The sequence below is a fragment of the Arthrobacter glycogeni genome (assembly GCF_054511155.1).
Genome location: NZ_JBTNDE010000011.1, coordinates 24,465 through 46,246, shown reverse-complemented (window position 1 = coordinate 46,246; position 21,782 = coordinate 24,465). Strand labels below are relative to the sequence as shown.

The window sequence follows — 21,782 nt, the reverse complement described above, 5'->3', positions numbered from 1 at the left end:
TGGGGCTACTTCAACAGAAATTTATCAGGGTACTTGCTAACCCACCTTATCCCGCGCCGGGAGCGGGTAGCCTCGTCTAGTGGAATTTTCTCAGCGGTATGTGGCCCTTGGCGATTCGTTTACGGAAGGCGTGGGCGACTGGCATGAAGCCAGCCCCAACGGTGTGCGCGGGTGGGCGGACCGGGTGGCCGAGCAGCTGATCCTTGCGGACAGCTCGTGGGGCTACGCGAACCTCGCCGTCCGCGGGAAGAAGGTGCGCCAGGTCCTTGACGAACAGATTGATCGTGCGCTCGCCCTACAGCCCACCCTGATCACCATCTACGCGGGCGGCAACGACATTCTGCGGCCGCGCATCGACATCGACGCGTTGATGGCCGCGTACGACGACGGAGTGGGCCGGCTGGCGAGCTCGGGCGCCGCCGTCGTGCTGTTCACCGGGTTTGATTCAGTGGGTTCCGCAGTGTTCGGCAAGACCCGCGGCCGGACCGCTATTTACAACGAGCTGGTGCGGGAGATCGCCGACCGGCATCATGCCGATGTAGTGGATTACTGGCGGTTCAGGGAGTTCCAGAACTGGGGATACTGGGACACCGACCGCATGCACATGTCAGCTGCCGGGCACACCCTGATGGCCAAGCGGGTGCTCGAAGTCCTGAGGGCCTCCCATGAGATTGACCTGCCCGAGTTGGAGGCGGTGCCGGCGTCGTCGCGCATTGATCAGCTGAGAGCCGACGCCCAGTGGGCCCGGGATTACCTGTCACCGTGGGTCGGCCGACGACTGCGGGGCGTGTCCTCGGGGGATGTGTTGACGGCCAAGTTTCCGGAGCTCACCCGACCAGTCTGGTCATAAGGGCCACACCCCCAGTGCGCCGCCCGAGCGTTCTATGCCAGACTTGACTGATGACCGGTGCTCGATGGTTGAACCCCGATGAGCGGCAAGCCTGGCTTGCCCTCTACGCAGTCACCACCATTTTGCCGGGCACCCTCGACGCCCACCTTTTCCGGCAGGCGAAGATTACCCTGTTCGACTACCATGTCCTGGCGATGCTCTCCGAAACGGAGGACCTCACGCTCGCGATGAGTGAGCTGGCCGGCCGATCGAACGCTTCCCTGTCCCGCCTGAGCCACGTGGTGAAGAAGCTCGAGCAGCGTGGCTGGGTGACCCGGCGCCCGAGTGCCAGCGATGGTCGGGTGACCACAGCACGGATCACTGAGGAGGGCGTGGAGAACGTCCAACTCCTGGCCAGGGAGCACGTCGGGCACGTCCGGGAGGTGGTCTTCGACGCCCTGACCGAGGATGATGTGCACGATCTTGAGCGGATTGGCAAGAAAATCCTGGCCCGTCTCGACGATAGCCACTGGATCCTCGGTGAATCCCCACCCGGGGCTCAGCCGTGAAGCCGCCAAAGCCCACGCTGGCGATTGGTCTTAAACCGCGCCAGCTCCTAGAATGGGAGGGCATCAGGTGGCGGAGCGTGCGCAATTGCTCCGATGTCCGGGAAGTTAGCCTCCGGATGTCGGTAGTTAGGGGCTCAGGTTGCGCGAGAACCGCTCGTCATCCCAACGGCTTTGGCTATTGTTTTGGGGCGCCCCTGATCGCATTCCATGGCAGGTAAGACTGCCGGTACTCAGGTACTTTCATTTAACTCTTTTGGAGGATCGTCATGGCAGCTCACTGCCAAGTGACTGGAGCCGAGCCGGGCTTTGGGCACAGCATTTCCCACTCACACCGCCGCACGAAGCGCAGGTTTGACCCGAATATCCAGAAGAAGCGCTACTGGGTTCCGTCCCTGCGCCGCAATGTCACGCTGCAGGTTTCGGCCCGTGGCATCAAGACCATCGATGTGCGCGGAATTGACGCTGTTGTCGCGTCGATCCTGGCCCGGGGAGTGAAGCTCTAATGGCAAAAGATAAAGACGTACGCCCGATCATCAAGCTGAAGTCGACGGCCGGCACCGGGTACACCTATGTGACCCGTAAGAACCGCCGCAACGACCCGGACCGCATGGTCCTGATGAAGTACGATCCCAAGATCCGTAAGCACGTCGAATTCCGAGAGGAGCGCTAAACACATGGCTAAGAAGTCTAAAATTGCCCGCAACGAACAGCGCAAGGTCATTGTTGAGCGCTACGCCGAGAAGCGCCTTGAGCTGAAGAAGACTCTCGTTGACGCCAACGCGTCGGACGAAGCTCGCGAAGCTGCACGCCTGGGCCTGCAGAAGCTTCCCCGCAACGCCTCACCGGTGCGACTGCGCAACCGCGACCAGATTGATGGGCGCCCCCGCGGCACGCTGCAGAAGTTCGGTATCTCCCGTGTCCGCTTCCGCGACATGGCTCACCGCGGCGAGCTGCCCGGTGTAACCAAGTCCAGCTGGTAACACCGGCTGGCTGGTGCTAACCAGTGTGCAAGAGGACGGCGACCCACGGTCGCCGTCCTCTTGCGTTGAGCGCTCGTGCACTGGTCGCTGTAGTGGTGGTCTATGTAGGCCCGAAGCAGGGATTTCCCGGAGCGAGAACCCGAAATAGGGCCCTTTGGCACCCAAAACCCCCCAAAAACGCCGTAAACGACCGGAGTTTGGTGGTCAAGCTGGTAAGTTTTCGCACAGAGGCTTTCAGAACCGTGAAGGCTTTACAAATAACGGACAAGTCCAGGAGGACGTAAATTGGCAACGAAAGAAACCAAGAACCGCAGCGAACTGGTAGCAGAAGTAGCAGCGAAGGCTGACACCAGCCAGACCGCCGTCAACGGCGTTCTTGACGCACTGTTCGATGTACTGGCAACCTCGGCTGCCAACAACGTGAAGGTCACCATCCCAGGCTGGCTCGCTGTTGAGCGCACTGAGCGTGCCGCCCGCACCGGCCGCAACCCCCAGACCGGCGAGACCATCCAGATTGCAGCAGGCAGCAGCGTCAAGCTGACCGCCGGTTCCAAGCTGAAGGCTGCTGTCAAGTAGTCATTCACCTGGTCCGCTAGGGACTCCAGGCCGTCACCCTTTCCGGTGGCGGCCTTTCCTTTTAACCTGCTGCTCAGAGGGACGTGGAGCGCGGCGGATGACTGCGAATTGTTAGCGCTTCTACGGAGGGTAGACAATAGGAAGCGTGGCTACTACAACGAAGGCGCCCCGGCAGACCGACCGCCCGGGCGCACAGCAGGTCAAGGTTGGCTGGCTCATCGCCGGCGGAGCCGCCGTCGTGACGACCCTCGTCCTTGCGTTGCTGTTCACCGGTGCCGCCAGCCCGCGCCAGCTCGGCGACCCGGGGGCCCTGACCCGCTGGGGTCTGCCCGTGGCCAAGGCTCTCAATAACGTGTCGGCCGCCGCGGTGATCGGGTCACTGGTCTTCGCGGTGATGATCCTCCCGCGCCGGGTCGCTGGCTCACGCCGCCGCTCCAGCGAAGCAGAGGCCCCTGGCGAGGAACATCCGGCGTTCGGCGCGGTCATGACCCTCGCCTCGGCCGCTGCGGTGTCGTGGACCCTGGCCGCGGTCGGGGTGCTGCTGTTCACCTACTCCGACGCTGCGGGTCTGCCGCTAAGTGGCGATCCGGGCTACACCGAAGGCCTGGCGTCCTACCTCACCGACTTCGATACCGGCCGTGCCTGGTTGTCGACCGTGTTGATCGCCGCCGTCGTCGCCACCATGACGTTCGGTGCGCGCTCCAGTGGCTGGCTGGCCCTGACCGGCATCCTGTCCCTCCTTGGACTGATACCCATGGCTCTGATCGGTCATTCGGCCAGCGGCGATGACCACTACGCGGCCATCAATTCGATCGCCCTGCACCTGGTGGGGGTCTGCCTGTGGATCGGCGGCATCATCGTCCTGGCAGTGATCAGCGGACGATTGGGTTCCCTGACCTCCAGCGTGCTCCACCGCTTCTCGGCCCTCGCCGGGTTCGCTTTCGTCCTCGTGGTGGCATCCGGAATCATCAACGCCAGCCTGCGGATCAACGACCTGGGCCAGCTCAGCTCGGAGTGGGGGCTGCTGGTCACCTTCAAGACCGTAGCGACGCTCCTGCTCGGCGGTATCGGACTGATGCACCGGCAGTGGATCATCCCGCAGCTCGGAGACGGCAGCGGCGCGCCTGCCGGCGGTCAGGTCTCCGCCCGGCGAGTCCTGTGGCAGCTGATCGCCGTGGAACTGGTCATCATGGGCGCCGTCTCCGGCGTCGCCGTGGCCCTGGGGCGCACCGCGCCTCCCGTCACCGACGAAATCGCGCCCGACGCAACCCCTGCACGCATCCTTTCCGGGTATGACCTGCCGCCCGAACTGACCCCCGAACGGTGGTTCACCGAATGGCGCTTCGACTGGCTATGGGTCGCCTTCGTGGCGGTCGCCGGCGTCGCCTACCTGCGCGGCGTCATCAGGGTGCGCAAACGCGGCGACGACTGGTCCCTCCTGCGCCTGGCCAGCTGGCTGGTGGGGTTGGCGCTGCTGACCTACGTCACCTCCGGCGCTCCCGCCGTCTACGGCATGGTGCTGTTCAGCGCCCACATGGTAGGCCACATGGCACTGACCATGGTGGTCCCGCTGTTCCTGGTCCTTGGCGCACCGGTCACCCTGGCGCTGAAAGCGCTCACCCCGCGCGGGGACGGTTCCCGGGGCCTCCGCGAGTGGATCCTGGTGGTGGTGCACTCCCGCTTCTCGGCGCTCGTGACGCACCCGCTGTTCGCCGCGGCCAACTTCGCTGGCTCCATCGTGATCTTCTACTATTCGCCGCTGTTCGGCTTCGCGGTGCGCGAGCACGTCGGCCACGAGCTCATGTACGTGCACTTCCTGATCACCGGCTACCTCTTCGTGCTGTCCATGCTGGGCTCCGATCCGGTGCCGCGCCGCGCGCCCTACCCGCTGCGGATCCTGCTCCTGTTCGCCACGATGGCTTTCCATGCCTTTTTCGGTGTCGCGCTCATGGGGTCGACGTCGCTGCTCCAGGCGTCCTGGTTCGGCAACATGGGCCGGGATTGGGGTCCGTCGGCCCTTGAGGACCAGCAACTCGGCGGCGCACTCACCTGGGGAATAGGCGAGATTCCGACTCTGCTGTTGGCGATTGGCGTTGCGATCATGTGGTCGCGCGACGACGCCCGCGAGTCGAAACGGACCGACCGCGCCGCGGACAGGAATAACGACGCCGATCTCACCGCTTACAACAACATGTTCGCCTCGCTGGCGAAACGCGACACCCGCCGCAGTTCGGGGACACCCGGAGCCGGCGAGTCAGCACCATCCCCCACACCTGACCGACCAGGAGAGCGTGAATGACTGAGACATCGATGACTTCGATCCGCACCGACTACCGGGTGCGCGCCTCCGAACTGGTGGGCCGCAACTGGCTGAACACCGGGGGGCGTCAGCTCACCCTTGAGGACCTGCGCGGGAAAATCGTCATCCTCGATTTCTGGACGTTCTGCTGCATCAACTGCCTACACGTGCTGGACGAGCTGCGCCCGCTGGAACAAAAGTTCAGCGACGTCGTCGTCACAGTGGGCGTCCATTCGCCCAAGTTCGAACACGAAGCTGATCCGGACGCGCTGGCCGCCGCGGTGGAACGCTACGACATCCAACACCCGGTGCTTGACGACCCGGAGCTGACCACCTGGCAGGCCTACACCGCACGCGCCTGGCCCACCCTGGTTGTCGTGGACCCCGAGGGCTACATCGTGGCTCACCTCTCCGGGGAAGGCCATGCGGCCGGTCTGGAGTCGCTGGTGCAGGAACTCGTCGAGGAGCACACCTCCAAGGGCACGCTGCACCGCGGCGACGGGCCCTATGTTCCCGCCGAAAGCACAGCCGGCGTCCTTCGGTTTCCCGGCAAAGCTGTTCCGCTGGATAACGGCTCTCTCCTCGTCGGCGACACCGGCCACCACCGTCTGGTGGAACTCGACGCGGATCTGGTCACCGTCCGCCGCACCATCGGGTCGGGGGAGAAGGGCTTTGTCGACGGGGCCGCCGCCACAGCCCAGTTCAACGAACCTCAGGGCCTCGCTGTCCTCCCCCCGCACATCGCCCGGGAGGTAGGGTACGACGTCGTCGTCGCCGACTCGGTCAACCACCGGCTCCGCGGCGTCGCCCTCGCTGATGGTGCAGTCAGCACCGTCGTGGGTAACGGCGTTCAGCGCCTGCTGGATGCCGGAAACCAGGTGAAGGCCCGCCCGTCCGAGCTTCAGGAGAACGCCGACCAGGCGAACGGGTACGACGTCGGGACCCCCGAGGATGCGACCCCCCGCCTCACCGACACCCACCTAGGCACCCGACCGCTGGAGGTCTCGCTGTCCTCCCCGTGGGACGTGCTGTGGTCCACGGTGCTCGAACGCGTGGTCATCGCGATGGCGGGCACCCACCAGCTGTTCACCTTCGACCCCGTCACCGGTGCCGTGGACATCCTCGCTGGCACCGGGCTTGAGGGCCTGCTCGACGGCGACGCGTCCGAGGCCTGGTTCGCCCAATCCTCGGGGCTCGCCGAAGACGCCAGCGGCAACATCTGGGTCGCCGACTCGGAGACCTCGGCGATCCGGACCCTGTCCTTCCCTGAGGTGAACGGCCACCGGCGGACCCAGGTGCGGACCGCCGTCGGCACCGGACTGTTCGACTTCGGGTTCCGCGACGGTCCAGCCGATCAGGCCCGGCTGCAACACCCCCTGGGCATCACGGCGCTCCCCGACGGATCGGTGGCCATCGCTGACACCTACAATGGGGCAGTCCGCCGCTTCGACCCCGTCACCGGGCAGGTGTCGACGCTGGCACGTGGCCTCTCAGAGCCCTGCGACGTCCTGCTGGACCTCACGCCCACCACGACCGGCAGCGAACCGCTCCTGATCGTCGTGGAAGCCAACCGGCACCAGCTGGTTCGCGTGCCCATCCCCAAGGAGGCGCTCGCCGTCGATGAAGGTGCCTCCCAGACGCAGCGGCCGCAGACCGCCGTCGTCCCTGGTTCGCACGCGCTGACCATCCGGTTCGCCGCACCCAAGGGGCAGAAACTCGACGACCGGTGGGGGGACCCGACGCAGCTGAAGATATCCTCGTCGCCGGATGAATTGTTGGTTTCCGGCGGGGGGACATCGGTGGGACTGACCCGGGAGTTGGTGCTGTCCGATGCTGTCACCGAGGGTGTTCTGCACATCACCGCGCGCGCTGCGGCCTGCGACGGCGAGCCGGGCGGGGAAATCCCCGATCACGCGGCCTGCCACTTGTACCAGCAGGACTGGGGCATCCCGGTGCGGCTGAGCGCCGACGGCGAAACCGAACTGACGCTGGACCTGCGCGGCCTGGATTAGTCCTGGCCCGCTAGTACTGGACCACCGGGGTGACGGCGATCTTGTCGTCGCTCACTGACAGTCGTGCGGTGAAGCCGAACTCCCGGGGGACCGTCACCGCTTCGATGGTGCCGGTGAACAGGTCCTGGAGCGACGTGGACAGCTCGGCGGTGCCCGACAGGGGCGCCATCACCCAGTCGCCGTTGAACGGTTCAATGGCGACGGCCGGGTACTCGGTGATGGACCACCGGATGTCCCCGGCCACCCTGTTCTCGGTCTGGAAATTGAACGGGCAGTTGGCCGGCTGGAACACCTTCTGCGCCGCGCACTCATCAAGGAAGCGCCGGACCTGACCGTTAACGGTCTCCACCAGGGCATCGGTCGCCGCGGTGGCCAGGGCGATCCGCTTTCCGGTGGCCATCCGGTCGGTGACGGCCACCGTCTGGGCGGGAGCCGCAAAGTACTCGCTGGTGTAGTGAGCTTCGAAATCGCCGGGATAGAACACCGCGAACCGGTTCCTGCCCTCGGGCATGCCGACCCGGGTGCCGTTGAGGGTGGCCTCCGCCTGATTGATCACCGAGAGCTCGAGCGTGGGCAGCACCGAGGGCACAAACTCCCAGGTGTTGAAGAACAGCCACTCGGTGCCAGCGCGTTCGAGCAGGAATGTGGAGGTGTGTTCGGTGCCGCGGACCGTGTAGGTGATGGCGATGTCCACCCGACCATCACCGACCTCAACAGGTTCGCTGACCGTGACGTTCTCCACGGCTGACATGGACTGCTGCAGGGGCGCGCCGTCAATCATCGCCGCATTGGCTGCCGGGACTGAGCCGTTGAGCAGGCCCAGGGCGCGTTCGCCGTCGCCGTCGGAGAGCGCCTCGAGGTAGTCGTGGACCTGTTCCTCGGGGCTGAAAAGGTGGGCGTTGACCAGCACCACGGTGGTGATCGCACCGGCAACCACGACCATCAGCCCCAGCAGCCAGGCTGCGAGGACTTTGATCACCGAGGACGTTTGCACGTTATTACGTTACCCGTTGAGCGGTTGACGGTTACCAACGACGACGACTACGCCTCCGCTGGGTGCCGAACAGTCCGCGGGCCAGCTCGGCCCCGATCGACCCGGCGGCCTTCACCGCAAGGTCCATCAGGTCACCGCCCTGCTCGCGCTCCTCGGGAGCCGTCCGGCTCGGTGATCGGTTGGGCGGGGCCGGGGCTGTGGTGGGTGGCGCCGCTGGCTGTTCGCGCGGCGTACCGGCGGCGAGTTTCTCGAATGCCGAGTGGTTATCGACGGCGGACCCGTAGCGTTCGCTGAGCGGGGAGAGACTGACGATACGTTCAACAACTCCTGGTGTTGAGGCTCCCATGGTCGATTCGGGCGATCTCATCCTGGCCCGCGCCACGGGAGTGGGTGCGCCCTGGTCGTTCATGACGGTCACCACCGCTTCACCCGTCCCAGCGGAGGTGAGCACCTTCGACAGGTCATAACTGCTGGTCGGAAACGTTGACACAGTGGCTTTGAGGGCCTTAGCGTCGTCCGGGGTGAAGACTCTCAACGCGTGCTGGACGCGGTTGGCCAACTGACCCAGCACCTCAGCGGGGACGTCCCGGGGAGTCTGGGTCACAAAAAAGATGCCGATTCCCTTCGACCGGATGAGGCGCACCGTCGTCTGAATCGATTGCAGGAACTCTTTGGAGGCGCCGTTGAAGAGCAGATGTGCTTCGTCAAGGAAGAAGACCAGCTTCGGCTTGTCCTGGTCGCCAACTTCGGGCAGGTCAGCGAACAAGTCGGCGAGCAGCCACATCAGGAACGTGGAGAACAGTTGGGGTGACTGCAGCATGGTTGGCAGTTCCAGGCAGCTGATCATTCCCCGGCCGTCAGCTGCGAGACAGAGCAGATCGGCGGTGTCGAATTCGGGCTCCCCAAAAAACACCTCCATACCCTGGGTCTGGAGGGTGATCAGCTCCCGCAGGATGACCCCGGCGGTGGCCTTGGACAGTCCACCGAGATCCTTGAGGGCGGGTTTACCCTCGTCGGAGGTCAGGAAGGAAATGACCGCCCGCAGGTCGGCGAGATTGAACAGTTCAAGACCCGCCTGATCCGCGTAGTGGAAGACCAGGGCCAGACTCGATTCCTGGGTCTCATTCAGGTCCATCACCCGGGAGAGCAGCAGCGGGCCGAACGCCGAGATGGTGGCACGCACCGGAATTCCCACCCCGTTGCCGCCCAGGGAGAAGTATTCGACGGGGAAACTCCTCGCGGTCCATTGCTGGCCCACGCTCCGGGTCCGGGACAGCAACTTCTCGGTGCCGTTGCCGGGGGTGGACAGACCGGTCAAATCGCCCTTGATATCGGCCAGAAACACGGGAACACCCTGAGCGCACAGCTGCTCAGCCATCACCTGCAACGTGATGGTCTTCCCGGTTCCGGTGGCGCCGGCCACCAGACCGTGACGGTTCATCATCGCCAGCGGCAGCCGCACCGGCGCCTCAGGATGGACTTCCCCGTCCACCAGTGCAGCACCGAGATGAATCGATGCCCCGGCGAAAGTGTAGCCCTCGACAATCTCGGCAACCTGCGCTGAGCCGTCAGCGACTGTCATGGTTCACAGCGTGCATAGCTGTCACTTCCTCTGGCGTTGGGACCCCGACGACGCAGGTCACCGATGAATGGTGGGTCAGCTGGCGGCCGCGTGCTTGCCGCCACCTTGCTGGCCGGCGTCGTCGGTGCCGTTGCCCTGCCGGTTACCCGACCCGTGACCGTTGGCTCGGTCTGCTTCCTGGGCGGTGGCGATCTCCTCGGCACGCTCCTCCCCGGCTTCTGCGGTGAGGGCTGCGCCGGCCTCGGCGTCGCGTGTCAGGTTCTCCCCGGACTCAGGATCAAACAGGTGTAGTTTGCGGGTGTCCAGCCAGATGTCCGCTTCACGGCCACCGCGGATCCGGCTGGCGGCGTCGAGGGTCACCACAATCTGGGGGCGGAGCTCATCGGCGTCCATGTCGCGGGCCAGGTTGTTCAGCAGCTCACGCACCTCGGGGTCCGGGTCGAAGTTAATGTAGCCGTACTGCTCGTTACCAAGCCACTCGGTGTGGGTGAGGGTGGCCGAGAAGACCGAGCCGTGGGGTCGCTTGGATTCTTCGACGAGCTTGGCGTCCTCAAAGAACTCGGGCCGCACCCCTACCAGAACCACCTTTTTACCTTCGGCCTTCGCTGCCTTCTCGGCGGGGATGTCGAGCTCGCCGAGGACCGTCTTCAGCTTGCCTCCCTCGATGGTGGCGGGAAGGAAGTTCATCGACGGTGAGCCGATGAATCCTGCCACGAAGAGGTTCACCGGCTGTTCGTAGAGCTCCCGGGGGGAGGCGATCTGCTGCAGTTCCCCCTTCTTCAGCACGGCAACCCGGTCGCCCAGAGTCATGGCTTCGGTCTGGTCGTGGGTGACATACACGCTGGTCACCCCGAGCCGGCGCTGCATCTGTGAAATCTCGGAGCGCATCTGGCCGCGCAGCTTGGCGTCCAGGTTGGACAGTGGCTCGTCGAAGAGGAACGCGTCAGCCTGGCGCACAATGGCCCGGCCCATCGCCACCCGCTGCCGTTGACCGCCGGAGAGGTTGGCCGGTTTGCGCTGCAGGTGGTCGGTGAGCTCCAGGGTGGCGGCCGCCTCGGTGACCAGCTTGTTCACCTGATCCTCGGTGTGCTTGCCCTTGGCGAGGCGCAGCGGGAACGCGATGTTCTCGTACACGGTCAGGTGGGGGTACAGCGCATAGTTCTGAAACACCATGGCCAGGTTACGGTCGCGGGGTGCCTTGTCGTTGACGCGCTTGCCGTCGATCAGGAGCTCGCCGTCCGTGATGTCCTCAAGCCCCACGATCATGCGGAGGAGAGTCGATTTGCCGCAGCCCGACGGGCCAACCAGGATGATAAATTCGCCGTCGGCAATATCGATGCTGATGTCATTGACGGCGGGGAACCCGTCGCCGTATTTCTTGACCAGGTTGTTGAGAGTAATTGAAGCCATTTTCTGGTGATCCTTTTCTATGTAACTGGCGCGAGCGGCGGGGACTGAGCCGTTAGCCCTTTACGGCGCCGGAGGTCAGGCCTGAAACGATTTGGCGTTGGAACAGCAGGACCAACAGGACGATCGGGATGGTGACGATGATCGCCGCAGCCGAAATGGCGCCGGTGGGTGACTCGAACTGCGAAGCACCGGTGAAGAACGCCAGTGCTGCCGGAACCGGCCGCGCGGCTTCGGTGGACGTTAGCGAAATGCCGTAGACGAAGTCGTTCCACGCGATGAAGAACGCGATAATCGCCGTCGTGAAGACACCCGGGGCGGCCAACGGGACGATGGCTTTGCGGAAGGCCTGCCAGGTGGTGGCGCCGTCCACCTGCGCCGCCTGCTCCAGTTCCCATGGGATCTGGCGGAAAAACGCTGCCAGCGTCCAGATGGAGATCGGTAGGGTCAGGGACAGGTAGGGGATGATCAGGCCCAGCCAGGTGTCATACAGCCCGATGTTGCGCCACAGGTTGAACAGGGGAGTGACGATCGAGATCACCGGGAAGATGGAGACCGCCAGGGCGGTGGTGAGGACCAGTTTCTTGCCGGGGAAATCCAGTCGTGCAATCGCGTAGGCGCACAGGGTGGCCAGGATGACGGCGATCGCCGTTGCGATGAGCGAGATGCCGATGGAGTTGCGCAGGGATGTCAGGAACAGTTCTTGCGCGTCGCCGACCAGAATCTGCTCGTAGTTGGAGATGGTGGCGGCTCCCGACGACGGCAGGAAGCTTCCGTTGGTGAGATCGCTGGGGGACTTGAACGAGGTGGCCAAGATGGAGGCCACCGGGAAGAGGGCGTAGATCAGTACCAGGACCGAGATAACCGCCCACCAGATCTTTTCGCGCCGGGAAGAGTTCTTCATTTCTTTTCTCCTCTCGTGCCGGCAAGATCCACTTTGAAGATCTTGATGGCAGCGAAACTGATCAGGATGACGCAGAGGAACAGCAGGACCGACACCGCCGAGCCGAGACCTATCTCGAGGCGGCTGATCGACGTCCGGTAGGCAAGAAGCGAGAGCACTTCCGTGTTGTTCTCACCGTTGGTCATGATGAACACGTTGTCGAAGATTCGGAAGGCGTCCAGTGCCCTGAAGAGGACGGCGACCATGATCGCTGCCTTCATGTTGGGGATCACCACTTTACGCATCTGCTCCCACCAGGTGGCGCCGTCGACCTTGGCTGCCTCGGTGAGCTCATCGGGTACCTGCGCCAGGCCGGCGAGGAGCAGCAGCGAGATGAAGGGGGTGGTCTTCCAGATCTCGGACGCCATGATCACGAACAGTGAGGTGCCGGTCTGGGCGAACCAGTTCAGGTCCGAATCGATGCCCGGCACCCAGTCAAACCAGGCGTTTACGTAGCCGGAATTGATGTCGAAGGCGTAGAACCAGGCGTACGCCGACACCACGGTGATAATGCCGTAGGGCACCAGGATCGCGGTCCGGAGGATGCCTTTCAGCGATTTCAGGGCCTTGCTCATGACCAGGGCGAGGGCAAAGCCGAGAACCAACTCGACGGCGACGGTTATCACCGTGATAAGAACTGTTACCAGAAGGCCCTGCCACCACACGCCGTCGGAGAGGATCGTAATGTAGTTCGCGAACCAGATGAACTCCCGCTCGTCGGGGGCGGTGAGCCGGAACGCGAAGAGGGATTCGAAGAACGCCTGCAGAATCGGGTATAGGGTCACCAGCAGCATCACGACGAAGGCTGGACCGGCGAGGTACCAGCCCATCCGCCGTTCGGCTTTGACCCGGTCGCTGTCCTGCTTCTTCGGCGACTTACCGGTTCGCTTGTTGGCGGCGTCGGGCTTGTTGATCGTTGAGCTACTCACAGTAGCCTCTCCCCTCTGAGCACTGCGGTGATGAACTCCTGGGACTGCTCCGGGGTCCGGTCAGAGTCCACCTCGTTGGGTGGTGACCATTCCTGCTGCAGTCCGGTGGAGATTTCGTTGTAGAACGGTGTCTGGGGCCGGGGGGCCGCGAGTTCAAGGGAATCCCTGATGGTGGTGGCCATCGGGAAGTCTTCCTCGATCGTGGGATCGTCGTAGGCCTCCGAGTTGGATGGCGGGTTGCCGTTGGTGATGAAGTACTCGGTCTGGTTCTCCGGCTTGACGATGCACTCGATCGCCTCGTAGGCCAGCTCCGGGCTGTCGCTGGCCGCTCCGACGCCGAGGTTAATTCCGCCCAGGGGTGGCGCGGTGTCCTCGCCCTCGGTGACCGCTGGGAACAGCGCCCACCCGATGTCGTCGACTACCGACTGGTCAAGGGATCCCGCCTCGACGGCGCCCAGGGTGGCGGGCCAGACGAACGGGTAGTTGACCATGAAGGACCCCTCATCGCCCTGGAACAGGGTGAGAGACGTGTTCTCCGTGGAAGTCGGCAGACCCGGACCGCCGAGTCCCTCAGCGCCGATGGTGCCGATGATCCGGGCCGCCTCGCGGCCGGCGTCGGACACCAGTCCCAGTTCGAGCTCGTCGGCCGGAGCCTCGGGGTTCTCGAGGATTTGGCCGCCGGCGGATGCCACGAGGGCGTTGATCCACACGGTCATCGACTCGGCGGGGGAGCCCTGCACGCCGAGCAGTTTGTCCTGTTCGGTGGCCGCGTCGATCAGCTGGTCCCACGTCACCGGCTGGGACATGTCCAGCCCTGCAGCCTCAGCCACCGATTCGCGGTACCAAAGTATCTGGGTGTTCGCCCAGAAAGGCACTGTCACCAGTTCGTCTTTCCAGGTGGCGCCGGCAAGGGCGCCTTCGAGAACGTCTTCGGAGAACACGTCTACCGAGTCTTCGGGAATGGGTGCGAGGAAGCCCGGCTCCGCAAGTTCGGGGATGAACGGCGGGTCAATGCTCATGATGTCCATCGACGTGTCGCCGGCAGCGAGCCTCCGCGCCAGCTGCTCGCGCTGTGCTGCTGCATCGGTCGGCAGGAGCGACGTCTCAATCCGGTAGGCGCCGTCGGCCTCTTCAGTGCAGCTGGCAGCAATCGCAGCCTGTCCGCCGGCGTCGGGGTTGATGTACCAGGTGAGCGTCGTTTCGCTTTCCGTAGGTCCGCAACCGGTCAGCAGCATGGTTCCCATGACCAGGGATGCCACGGCCACGGACTTGGGCCGCCTCCGGACTGGATTGAGTTTCCTTCGCCTTTTGGGCATTCCCACTGTGCCTCCACCTCATTGTAGAAAGCCCGGTCGCCCTAGATACAGCAGACGAACCAAAGCAACCTTATCTTTGAGACCCTATGCCCTGAGCTGGAAATCCGCCAGAATATCCGATTGCAATCCGGGCGAGGCCGATCGACGGAGGCAAAGCGAAAAGTAAATTGTTACTGGGAAAGAGTTGAATTATTCAGGGCGTGCGGGGGCCGCTCAAGGCCTTCGACGACGCTCTCTGCGGGGTCGGTGCCAAGGTCGACGATGCGGTTCCGCCCGTCGACGTGGACCACGGTCGGCAGGAAGTGGTGCGCCTCGGCGTCGGTCAGTTGCGCGTAGGTGATCAGGATGACCGTGTCGCCGCGGTGGACCAGGTGGGCTGCCGGTCCGTTGATGCCCAGCACTCCGGAACCGCGCTCGCCGGCGATCGTGTAGGTCTCCAACCGGGCCCCGTTGGTGACATCCACAATCGAGACCATCTCACCGGGCAGAATGTCGGCGGCCTCAAGCAGGTCGAGGTCCACGGTGACGGAACCCACGTAGTGCAGGTCTGCGTGGGTTACCGTGGCGCGGTGAATTTTGGACTTGAACATTGTGCGATTCATCAGCATCCAGTCTACCGCCGTCCCGGAGCGCCCCGCTATGTGCTGTTGCCCACGCTCACCGGGCGGGTTTCCCGACGTCGGTGTGCAGGTTTGCCCGGGTAGTGCACCGGACGTCGTCGTTCACCGGGGTGGCGGGCCGGGACACACGGGTGGACAGCGAGAACCTGAGCAAACTTGCACACCCGCGCCGAATCCGACGGTGGTCAGGCGTCGGACGCCTTCCGGAGGGCGCGTCCCATGATCGCCGAGGTCAATGCCGCCACGAGTTCCTGATTGGCGAGAGGATTGCTGAGGAGGGTGAAGTCGACGGCGCCCACCGGCGGCAGATTAAAGCGGTTGCTGACCTGCACCAGGTCCTCGGGGATCAGGGACTGCGGGAACACGGCGAGGCCGATCCCGGCGCGGGCGGCCGCGAGGACACCGTTAATCTCCCGGGTGTTGCAGGTAATGCGCCAGGTCCGGCCGGCCTTTTCGAGGGCATCGATGGCCATTTGGCGGGTGAGGCTGGGGGACTGGTAGACGATCAGCGGGACCGGCGCGCCGTCCTCGAGGGTGGTTTTTCCGTGCCCGGCCCAGACCAGTTGATCACTTTGCACCAGGGTTCCCTCCCCGGTGCCGCTCATGTACTTGATGAAGATCAGGTCCAGTTGGCCCGCACGCAACCGGCGGAGCAGGAGCGGGCTCTGGGTCACGGTGAGTTCGAGATTGATCTGCGGATAGAGCTGACGGAAATGGCGGAGGATGCGTGGCAGCTGAGTGATGGCCAGGTCATCGGCGACGCCGAACCGGAGCCTGCCGCGCATCGCCGAGCCGGAGAAGTAGACCAGCGCCTGCTCCTGCGCTGCGAGGATGGTCCGCGCGAAGCCGGCCATGGCATCCCCATTGTCGGTCAGACTCACGCCGCGGGTGTCGCGCGAGATCAGGAGCCGCCCGGCCGCCTCTTCCAGCTTCCTGATGTGCTGACTAACCGTGGGCTGGCTCAGGTTCAGTCGGCCCGCGGCGCCGGTGAAACTCAGCGTCTCAGCGACGGCGAGGAAGGTCTTCAACTGAACGGGGTCGTACATAAGTTTCACCACTCATTACGTTTTCGAATACGAGTTATAGCCACCATACGCTTTCATTATGAATCGGTGGTGCGTAGCGTGGAGAAGGTTCCCACCCTCTGCACAGGAAGACACCTTGGCACCCCCACCGCCCTCCGCCGGCCCGGCCGGAGACCCCACGCTTACCGCACCCCTGCCGATCACCACCCAGCGTCCGGCCTGGCGTGACACGTTCATCTCGCTTCGTATCCCCAACTTCCGCAGCTTCGCGATCTCCCACCTGATTGCGGTGATTGCGGTCTGGATGCAACGCATCGCCCAGGACTGGATGGTGCTGGAGCTCTCCGGCTCGGTCACCGCCGTCGGCATCACCGTGGCACTGCAGTTCGCGCCGTTCCTTCTGCTCGGCCCGTGGGGCGGCATCATCGCCGACCGGTATCCCAAGCGGCTTCTGCTGATGATTACGCAGAGCCTGGCCGCCCTGATGGCGGCTGTGATGGCGGTTCTGGCCCTCACCGGTGTGGTGGAGGTGTGGCACGTTTACGTCATCGCCTTCGTGCTGGGACTGGTGACGGTGGTGGATGCACCCGCCCGGCAGGTGTTTGTCAATGACTTGGTGGGGCCGGTTCACCTGCGGAACGCGATCAGTCTCAACTCATCAATCTTCCAGGTCGGCGCGATGGTGGGTCCTGCTGTCAGTGGCGTGCTGATCACAGCCATCGGCAGCGGGTGGGCGTTCGCGGTGAACGCCGTCGCCTGCCTCTACACCGTCCTCACTCTCGCCCTCCTGAAGACCGACCAGCTGTCGGTTGCCGTCCGGGCCACCCGGACCAAGGGACAGCTCCGGGAGGGAGTCCGCTACGTGAGAGGTAAGCCAGCCATCTTCTGGTGCATGCTCACCGGCGCGTTTGTTTCGGTGTTCGCCATGAGTACCCCGGTCCTGATGGCCGCTTTTGCCGACACCGTTTTTGACTCGGGCGCCCAGGGCTATGGGTTTCTCAACACGGCGCTGGCAACCGGGTCGCTGGTCGGTGCTCTTGCGTCCACCCGGCGCACCAACCTGAGACTGCGCGGGGTGCTCGGCGGCGCAGCGGCGTTCGGCGGTTTTATGGCCCTCGGGTCGGTGGCCCCCAACCAGACAGTTTTCGCCGTCCTGATGTTCTTCGCGGGCATCGGCTGCCTCTGGTTCATCACCGGGGCGAACCAGTTGGTGCAGGTCTCCTCTAACCTGGCCATTCGGGGCCGGGTGATGGCGCTGTACATGATGGTCCTCATCGGTGGGCAGGCGATTGGTGGGCCAATGATCGGCTGGCTTGCCGAAAACATCGGGGCGCACCCCACGGTGCTGATTGCCGGAGGAGTGCCCCTGCTCGCCTCGGCGGTATTCGCCGTCGTGCTCGCACGGAAGGGTCAGCTGACGCTGCGGTTCCGCTACACCGCTACCCCCAGACAACGACGGCGGCTGTTGGCGATCGTCCCCAAGTCACCCGACGCACGAAGCCACGCGGCCGTCTAATCCCGTCACCTTGTCCGGCGCGTGCCTGGCGGAAGAATGTGCGCAGGTGTGGCGGGTGAAGTAGGTCTTGATTCGCCACGGCTGCGCAAAGCCCGGGGGCTGCCGCCGGTGGGCGATAATGCCGTATGACTGTTGTCCTCGTTGTGGTTCTCTTCATTCTCGCCGCCGTCGCCGAGATCGGTGGCGCCTGGTTAGTGTGGCAGAGCATCAGAGAGGGCCAGCCGTGGTGGTGGGCGGGTCTGGGAGTGATGGCCCTCGCGGCCTACGGGTTCATTGCCACCCTGCAGCCGGATGCCAACTTCGGGCGGATCCTTGCCGCATACGGCGGGATCTTCGTCGCGGGTTCGCTGGCCTGGGGCATGGTGTTCGACGGGTTCCGGCCCGACCGCTGGGACTTCGCGGGGTCGGCTCTGTGCCTGGTCGGTGTGGCAGTGATCATGTTCGCGCCGCGACCAGTGGCCTGAAGCGACGCTCAGGTCCGCCAGGCGACCTCCTGCCACCCGAAGGCGGCGGATGAAAAGTGGAGCGGGCGACGGGAATCGAACCCGCGTATCGAGCTTGGGAAGCTAGCGCTCTACCATTGAGCTACGCCCGCCTGAAGACCAGCCACAACCATGGCGTGAATCCCGGCAAAACAACGAGATTCAGCCTACCTCACCTGTGCCCTCTCGAAAACACTGGGTGTCAGGCGCCCGGCGGCCGGTATTTCACCTCTCCAGCTACCCGCAGGGCATTCAGGGTCTCCTCGACGCTCATGAGAACAGTTGTTTCATGGGCGCTCAGAGCCCCACCCTGGGTGATGGCCAGGGCCACCGCGGCCATCGACGCGTTGTCGGGTGCTTCCCACAGGCTGTACCCGTCGTGGGTGCCGAACGCGTACCAGAAACCGTGCAGCGTCCCGCCGACCGACTCGATGTAGGCCCGCGCCGCCGCTCCCCGGTCTTCAGGGTTGGCGATCAGCCGGGCCCACGTCTCAGGGGTGTAACTGAACTTCGATAGATAGAGTGGCATTGCCTTCCCTTTCCTCGGGCGCCGGACTGGCCGGCTACGCTCCAGTCTAGAATCCGCCAGCATAAAAGGACCCCCGGATCGGCCAGGAATTGCTGCGGCGAAGGTGGGTACCCTAAGACCATGAGCGTCGAGAAAAACACCCGGCACCTGGAAGCGGGCCTCCAGACGGATTTCACCGCCACAATGAGCTACGGCTCGTACCTTTCGCTGGGTGATCTGCTCTCGGCGCAGCACCCGGTGAGCCGCCCCGAGCACCACGATGAAATGCTGTTCATCATCCAGCACCAGACCTCTGAGCTGTGGCTGAAGCTCGTCCTGCACGAGCTCCGCGCCGTCAGGGCCAAACTGCAGGTTGATGACCTGCGGTCGGCGATGAAGGGGATCGCCCGGATCAAGCACATCCAGCGCTCCCTGACCGAGCAGTGGTCAGTCCTGGCGACCCTCACCCCCTCCGAATACGCAGAGTTCCGCGGTGGCCTGGGCGCCGCCAGCGGATTCCAGTCCTACCAGTACCGCGCCGTAGAGTTTCTGCTCGGCAACAAGAACGCCGGCATGCTTGAGGTCTTCGCCAATGACCCGGCCGCCCGGGAGCTGCTGGCCACGCTGCTCGACCAGACGAGCATCTACGACGAGTTCATCCGCTTCCTCGCCCGCCGGGGACACGATGTCCCCGCCGAACTACTGGACCGGGACGTCCGGACAGCCCACGTGTTCAACCCTGAGCTGGTTCAGGTTTACAAGGCGGTGTACGAGAACGCAGAGGACAACTGGGACCTCTACGAGGCCTGCGAGGAGCTGGTGGACCTTGAGGACAACTTCCAGCTTTGGCGGTTCCGGCACCTGAAGACTGTCGAACGCACCATCGGTTTCAAACGTGGCACCGGCGGGTCCTCCGGCGTCGGGTTCCTGCAGAAGGCACTGGAGCTCACCTTCTTCCCCGAGCTTTACGCAGTCCGCACCGAGATCGGCCGATAACCACTAACGTCGAGGACTGCGGTATTTTTGAACCGTGCTGATTTCCGACCGCGACATCCGAACCGAAATTGACCGCCAGCGAATCGTGCTGGACCCCTATGACGAGGCGATGGTCCAGCCATCCAGCGTGGACGTCCGGATTGACCGTTACTTCAGGTTGTTCGACAACCACAAGTACGCTCACATTGACCCGGCGGAAGATCAGCCTGAGTTGACCCGGCTGGTGGAAGTTTCCCCGGACGAACCGTTTATCCTGCACCCCGGAGAGTTCGTCCTGGGCTCAACCTACGAGACGGTGACTCTACCCGACGACATTGCCGCGCGGCTGGAGGGCAAGTCATCCCTCGGCCGACTCGGCCTGCTGACGCACTCCACCGCCGGCTTCATCGATCCAGGCTTCTCCGGTCACGTCACCCTCGAGCTCTCCAACATGGCCACCCTGCCCATCAAGTTGTGGCCCGGATCCAAGATTGGGCAGCTCTGCTTCTTCAGGCTCACCTCCCCGTCGGAACATCCCTACGGCTCCGGCCCCTACGGCAACCGCTATCAGGGCCAGCGCGGCCCGACGGCGTCGCGCAGCCACCAGAATTTCCACCGCACCGCCATCTGAGCGAAGGTGCTTCCGGCCCGACCGCTAGTGGGACGGTACGACGGCGATAGCCACCCGGGCGGGCGGCTTGACCGGGAGTAACACCAGTAGGCCAGCCAGCAGCACCACAAGAATGCCGATGATCCCGAACCGCTGCTCACCGAAGATGGTGATTGACGTGGCAAACAGGGCAGGGGCCAGGAAGCTGACCGCCCGGCCGGTAGTCGCGTAAAGGCCAAACAGTTCACCCTCCTCCCCAGCCGGCGCCAGCCGGGCCAGGTACGCGCGGGATGAGGCCTGGGCCGGACCGACGAACAGGGTGAGCATCAAGCCGAACACCCAGAACGTCACATCACCGGTCCAAGTGAAACCGAAGACGTCGCGGGTGCCGGGCCCTAAAATCAGTACCGCGGAGCCGGCGATCAGCAGACCGATCAGCGAGACGATGATGACCCGCTTCGGCCCCACCCGGTCATCCAGGAAGCCACCGACAATCGCTCCCATGGCGGCGATCAGGTTGCCTGCGATGGCGAAGACGATCACCTCGCTCAGGGTGAAACCGAAGGTGCCCGCTGCGATGATGCCGCCGAAGGTGAAGACGGCCGCCAGTCCGTCACGGAAAATCGCGCTGGCCAGCAGAAAAAAGATGGTGTGGGGGCTGGTGCGATAGATGGCCTTGACCCGCCGGAACAGCAGGCCGTAGGACGCGAGGAACCCCAACTGGGCTGCTTTCTCCTTCCTGGGCACCTCCGGGACGGCGAACATCACGGGCAACGCAAACGCGAGGAACCAGAGCGCCGAGAACACTGCCACCAACCGGATGTTCAGGCCGTCAGCGGTGTCGGAACCGAACCAGGCGAAGATCGGCTCCACGAAGGCCACCAGCACCAGCACCAGGGCGACGATGCCGCCGACATAACCCATCGCCCAACCAAATCCGCTGATCCGGCCGATGCTGTCCGGGGTGGAAATCTGGGTCAGCATCGCGTTGTAGTTCACGCCGGCAAACTCGAAGAAGACGTTGGCCAGCGCGATCAGCGCGACGCCCAGGAGCAGGAACTCAGGCTGGGGGTAGACGAAGAAGCACAGCCCCGTCAGCAGTGCCACAACCAGGCTGTTCACCCCGAGCCAAAGCTTGCGGCGGCCGCCGTTGTCCGAGCGCTGCCCCGTCACGGGTGCCAGCAAAGCAATCAACACCCCAGCGGTGGCAAGCCCCCAGCCAAGTATCACTGACGCCTGGTCCTCCCCGCCAAACGCATCACTGGTGAGGTACACGGTGAACACGAAGGTGGTCATCACAGCGTTGAAGGCGGCCGATCCCCAATCCCATGAGGCCCACGCAAGAACCGGCCGGGACAGTAACCGGCCCGCACCGCCAGGAGCACCGGGCGAGGGGCCCTCCGGTGGGCCTGTCGGGAGGAAAGGTGATGGCACAGGCTGGGGGAAATCCACGCTCATACGGTGAATGCTATCCCGCCACTCCAAAGAATAGAGGAGAACAGTGGCGCGCGGTCGCGCAAACGTAACGGCATCAGGTGGTATTCCGCGAATCCGTGGACAGCCGCCCACGGCGTAACGCGGCCTGCCTGCCAGTATTCCGCAGGTAGAAT

22 protein-coding genes and 1 tRNA gene are annotated in these 21,782 nt (G+C 64.1%); 12 read left to right on the top strand and 11 right to left on the bottom strand.

What is annotated here, in order from left to right; translation table 11 throughout:
• Positions 1-79: 79 nt before the first annotated feature.
• The 8 genes from ACX80O_RS09180 to ACX80O_RS09145 all read left to right on the top strand — a co-directional run bounded on the left by ACX80O_RS09180 (position 80) and on the right by ACX80O_RS09145 (position 7,265).
• Entirely contained in the window at positions 80-850 is a 771-nt protein-coding gene (locus ACX80O_RS09180) for an SGNH/GDSL hydrolase family protein (RefSeq protein ID WP_459333255.1), read from the top strand.
• Between the two features lie 50 nt (positions 851-900).
• Positions 901-1,398, top strand: coding sequence for a MarR family winged helix-turn-helix transcriptional regulator (locus ACX80O_RS09175; RefSeq protein WP_459333254.1), 498 nt, complete (start codon positions 901-903; stop codon positions 1,396-1,398).
• A 266-nt stretch (positions 1,399-1,664) separates the two neighbouring features.
• On the top strand, positions 1,665-1,901 hold the full coding sequence (gene rpmB, locus ACX80O_RS09170; RefSeq protein ID WP_019481733.1) for a 50S ribosomal protein L28: 237 nt from the start codon (positions 1,665-1,667) through the stop codon (positions 1,899-1,901).
• Positions 1,901-2,068 carry a 50S ribosomal protein L33 gene (gene rpmG / locus ACX80O_RS09165; protein WP_019481734.1) on the top strand — a complete coding sequence of 56 codons (168 nt, stop codon included), beginning with the start codon at positions 1,901-1,903 and terminating at the stop codon, positions 2,066-2,068. The genes rpmB and rpmG overlap by 1 nt, the downstream gene beginning before the upstream one ends.
• Before the next feature lie 4 nt (positions 2,069-2,072).
• Positions 2,073-2,378, top strand: coding sequence for a 30S ribosomal protein S14 (gene rpsN, locus ACX80O_RS09160; RefSeq protein ID WP_196840064.1), 306 nt, complete (start codon positions 2,073-2,075; stop codon positions 2,376-2,378).
• Positions 2,379-2,663: 285 nt separating this feature from the next.
• The gene (locus ACX80O_RS09155; protein WP_019481737.1) at positions 2,664-2,954 is read left to right on the top strand and encodes an HU family DNA-binding protein; all 291 of its coding nucleotides are present in this window, start codon (positions 2,664-2,666) and stop codon (positions 2,952-2,954) included.
• Positions 2,955-3,099: 145 nt separating this feature from the next.
• The gene (locus tag ACX80O_RS09150) at positions 3,100-5,253 is read left to right on the top strand and encodes a bifunctional copper resistance protein CopD/cytochrome c oxidase assembly protein (protein ID WP_459333253.1); all 2,154 of its coding nucleotides are present in this window, start codon (positions 3,100-3,102) and stop codon (positions 5,251-5,253) included.
• On the top strand, positions 5,250-7,265 hold the full coding sequence (locus tag ACX80O_RS09145; RefSeq protein WP_459333252.1) for an NHL domain-containing thioredoxin family protein: 2,016 nt from the start codon (positions 5,250-5,252) through the stop codon (positions 7,263-7,265). The genes ACX80O_RS09150 and ACX80O_RS09145 overlap by 4 nt, the downstream gene beginning before the upstream one ends.
• 10 nt (positions 7,266-7,275) lie before the next feature.
• On the opposite strand, the gene ACX80O_RS09140 is transcribed toward ACX80O_RS09145, so the two are convergent.
• The 8 genes from ACX80O_RS09140 to ACX80O_RS09105 all read right to left on the bottom strand — a co-directional run bounded on the left by ACX80O_RS09140 (position 7,276) and on the right by ACX80O_RS09105 (position 16,102).
• Positions 7,276-8,259 (bottom strand): hypothetical protein, encoded by a 984-nt coding sequence (locus ACX80O_RS09140; protein WP_459306296.1) that lies wholly within the window; start codon positions 8,257-8,259, stop codon positions 7,276-7,278.
• Between the two features lie 31 nt (positions 8,260-8,290).
• Positions 8,291-9,841, bottom strand: coding sequence for a helicase HerA-like domain-containing protein (locus tag ACX80O_RS09135; RefSeq protein ID WP_459333251.1), 1,551 nt, complete (start codon positions 9,839-9,841; stop codon positions 8,291-8,293).
• Positions 9,842-9,916: 75 nt separating this feature from the next.
• The gene (locus tag ACX80O_RS09130) at positions 9,917-11,251 is read right to left on the bottom strand and encodes an ABC transporter ATP-binding protein (RefSeq protein ID WP_459333250.1); all 1,335 of its coding nucleotides are present in this window, start codon (positions 11,249-11,251) and stop codon (positions 9,917-9,919) included.
• Between the two features lie 52 nt (positions 11,252-11,303).
• Positions 11,304-12,152 carry a carbohydrate ABC transporter permease gene (locus ACX80O_RS09125; RefSeq protein WP_459306291.1) on the bottom strand — a complete coding sequence of 283 codons (849 nt, stop codon included), beginning with the start codon at positions 12,150-12,152 and terminating at the stop codon, positions 11,304-11,306.
• The gene (locus ACX80O_RS09120) at positions 12,149-13,105 is read right to left on the bottom strand and encodes a carbohydrate ABC transporter permease (RefSeq protein ID WP_459333301.1); all 957 of its coding nucleotides are present in this window, start codon (positions 13,103-13,105) and stop codon (positions 12,149-12,151) included. The genes ACX80O_RS09125 and ACX80O_RS09120 overlap by 4 nt, the downstream gene beginning before the upstream one ends.
• Positions 13,106-13,116: 11 nt before the next feature.
• Positions 13,117-14,436, bottom strand: coding sequence for a sugar ABC transporter substrate-binding protein (locus ACX80O_RS09115; RefSeq protein ID WP_459333249.1), 1,320 nt, complete (start codon positions 14,434-14,436; stop codon positions 13,117-13,119).
• A 170-nt stretch (positions 14,437-14,606) separates the two neighbouring features.
• Entirely contained in the window at positions 14,607-15,038 is a 432-nt protein-coding gene (panD, locus tag ACX80O_RS09110; RefSeq protein ID WP_459306289.1) for an aspartate 1-decarboxylase, read from the bottom strand.
• A gap of 203 nt (positions 15,039-15,241) precedes the next feature.
• Positions 15,242-16,102: a LysR substrate-binding domain-containing protein gene (locus tag ACX80O_RS09105; RefSeq protein WP_459306288.1), complete on the bottom strand. Its 861-nt coding sequence runs from the start codon at positions 16,100-16,102 to the stop codon at positions 15,242-15,244.
• Positions 16,103-16,217: 115 nt separating this feature from the next.
• On the opposite strand from ACX80O_RS09105, the gene ACX80O_RS09100 reads away from it, so the two are divergent.
• Both ACX80O_RS09100 and ACX80O_RS09095 read left to right on the top strand, forming a co-directional pair.
• Positions 16,218-17,597 carry an MFS transporter gene (locus ACX80O_RS09100; RefSeq protein WP_459333248.1) on the top strand — a complete coding sequence of 460 codons (1,380 nt, stop codon included), beginning with the start codon at positions 16,218-16,220 and terminating at the stop codon, positions 17,595-17,597.
• 125 nt (positions 17,598-17,722) lie between these two features.
• Positions 17,723-18,061 (top strand): YnfA family protein, encoded by a 339-nt coding sequence (locus ACX80O_RS09095; protein WP_459306285.1) that lies wholly within the window; start codon positions 17,723-17,725, stop codon positions 18,059-18,061.
• A gap of 57 nt (positions 18,062-18,118) precedes the next feature.
• Here the strand turns inward: ACX80O_RS09095 and ACX80O_RS09090 are convergent.
• Both ACX80O_RS09090 and ACX80O_RS09085 read right to left on the bottom strand, forming a co-directional pair.
• Positions 18,119-18,192: transfer RNA gene (locus ACX80O_RS09090), tRNA-Gly, on the bottom strand.
• 89 nt (positions 18,193-18,281) lie between these two features.
• Complete coding sequence (locus ACX80O_RS09085) at positions 18,282-18,608, bottom strand: GYD domain-containing protein (RefSeq protein ID WP_459306284.1); 327 nt, start codon at positions 18,606-18,608, stop codon at positions 18,282-18,284.
• Between the two features lie 120 nt (positions 18,609-18,728).
• Here ACX80O_RS09085 and kynA point away from each other — a divergent pair, with 120 nt between their 5' ends.
• Both kynA and dcd read left to right on the top strand, forming a co-directional pair.
• Complete coding sequence (kynA, locus tag ACX80O_RS09080; protein ID WP_459333247.1) at positions 18,729-19,583, top strand: tryptophan 2,3-dioxygenase; 855 nt, start codon at positions 18,729-18,731, stop codon at positions 19,581-19,583.
• A 34-nt stretch (positions 19,584-19,617) separates the two neighbouring features.
• Positions 19,618-20,193, top strand: coding sequence for a dCTP deaminase (gene dcd, locus ACX80O_RS09075; RefSeq protein ID WP_459333246.1), 576 nt, complete (start codon positions 19,618-19,620; stop codon positions 20,191-20,193).
• A gap of 24 nt (positions 20,194-20,217) precedes the next feature.
• Here dcd and ACX80O_RS09070 read toward each other — a convergent pair whose 3' ends face one another.
• The gene (locus tag ACX80O_RS09070) at positions 20,218-21,630 is read right to left on the bottom strand and encodes an MFS transporter (protein ID WP_459333245.1); all 1,413 of its coding nucleotides are present in this window, start codon (positions 21,628-21,630) and stop codon (positions 20,218-20,220) included.
• Positions 21,631-21,782: the final 152 nt, after the last annotated feature.

What these genes read in the sequence shown, in the direction of transcription:
- ACX80O_RS09115 (WP_459333249.1), bottom strand. Translation starts at nt 14,436, where the DNA reads ATGCCCAAAAGGCGAAGGAAACTCAATCCAGTCCGGAGGCGGCCCAAG.
- panD (WP_459306289.1), bottom strand. Translation starts at nt 15,038, where the DNA reads ATGAATCGCACAATGTTCAAGTCCAAAATTCACCGCGCCACGGTAACC.
- ACX80O_RS09125 (WP_459306291.1), bottom strand. Translation starts at nt 12,152, where the DNA reads ATGAAGAACTCTTCCCGGCGCGAAAAGATCTGGTGGGCGGTTATCTCG.
- ACX80O_RS09105 (WP_459306288.1), bottom strand. Translation starts at nt 16,102, where the DNA reads ATGTACGACCCCGTTCAGTTGAAGACCTTCCTCGCCGTCGCTGAGACG.
- kynA (WP_459333247.1), top strand. Translation starts at nt 18,729, where the DNA reads ATGAGCGTCGAGAAAAACACCCGGCACCTGGAAGCGGGCCTCCAGACG.
- ACX80O_RS09070 (WP_459333245.1), bottom strand. Translation starts at nt 21,630, where the DNA reads ATGAGCGTGGATTTCCCCCAGCCTGTGCCATCACCTTTCCTCCCGACA.
- ACX80O_RS09085 (WP_459306284.1), bottom strand. Translation starts at nt 18,608, where the DNA reads ATGCCACTCTATCTATCGAAGTTCAGTTACACCCCTGAGACGTGGGCC.
- rpmB (WP_019481733.1), top strand. Translation starts at nt 1,665, where the DNA reads ATGGCAGCTCACTGCCAAGTGACTGGAGCCGAGCCGGGCTTTGGGCAC.
- ACX80O_RS09130 (WP_459333250.1), bottom strand. Translation starts at nt 11,251, where the DNA reads ATGGCTTCAATTACTCTCAACAACCTGGTCAAGAAATACGGCGACGGG.
- ACX80O_RS09135 (WP_459333251.1), bottom strand. Translation starts at nt 9,841, where the DNA reads ATGACAGTCGCTGACGGCTCAGCGCAGGTTGCCGAGATTGTCGAGGGC.
- ACX80O_RS09095 (WP_459306285.1), top strand. Translation starts at nt 17,723, where the DNA reads ATGACTGTTGTCCTCGTTGTGGTTCTCTTCATTCTCGCCGCCGTCGCC.
- ACX80O_RS09145 (WP_459333252.1), top strand. Translation starts at nt 5,250, where the DNA reads ATGACTGAGACATCGATGACTTCGATCCGCACCGACTACCGGGTGCGC.
- rpsN (WP_196840064.1), top strand. Translation starts at nt 2,073, where the DNA reads ATGGCTAAGAAGTCTAAAATTGCCCGCAACGAACAGCGCAAGGTCATT.
- rpmG (WP_019481734.1), top strand. Translation starts at nt 1,901, where the DNA reads ATGGCAAAAGATAAAGACGTACGCCCGATCATCAAGCTGAAGTCGACG.
- ACX80O_RS09175 (WP_459333254.1), top strand. Translation starts at nt 901, where the DNA reads ATGACCGGTGCTCGATGGTTGAACCCCGATGAGCGGCAAGCCTGGCTT.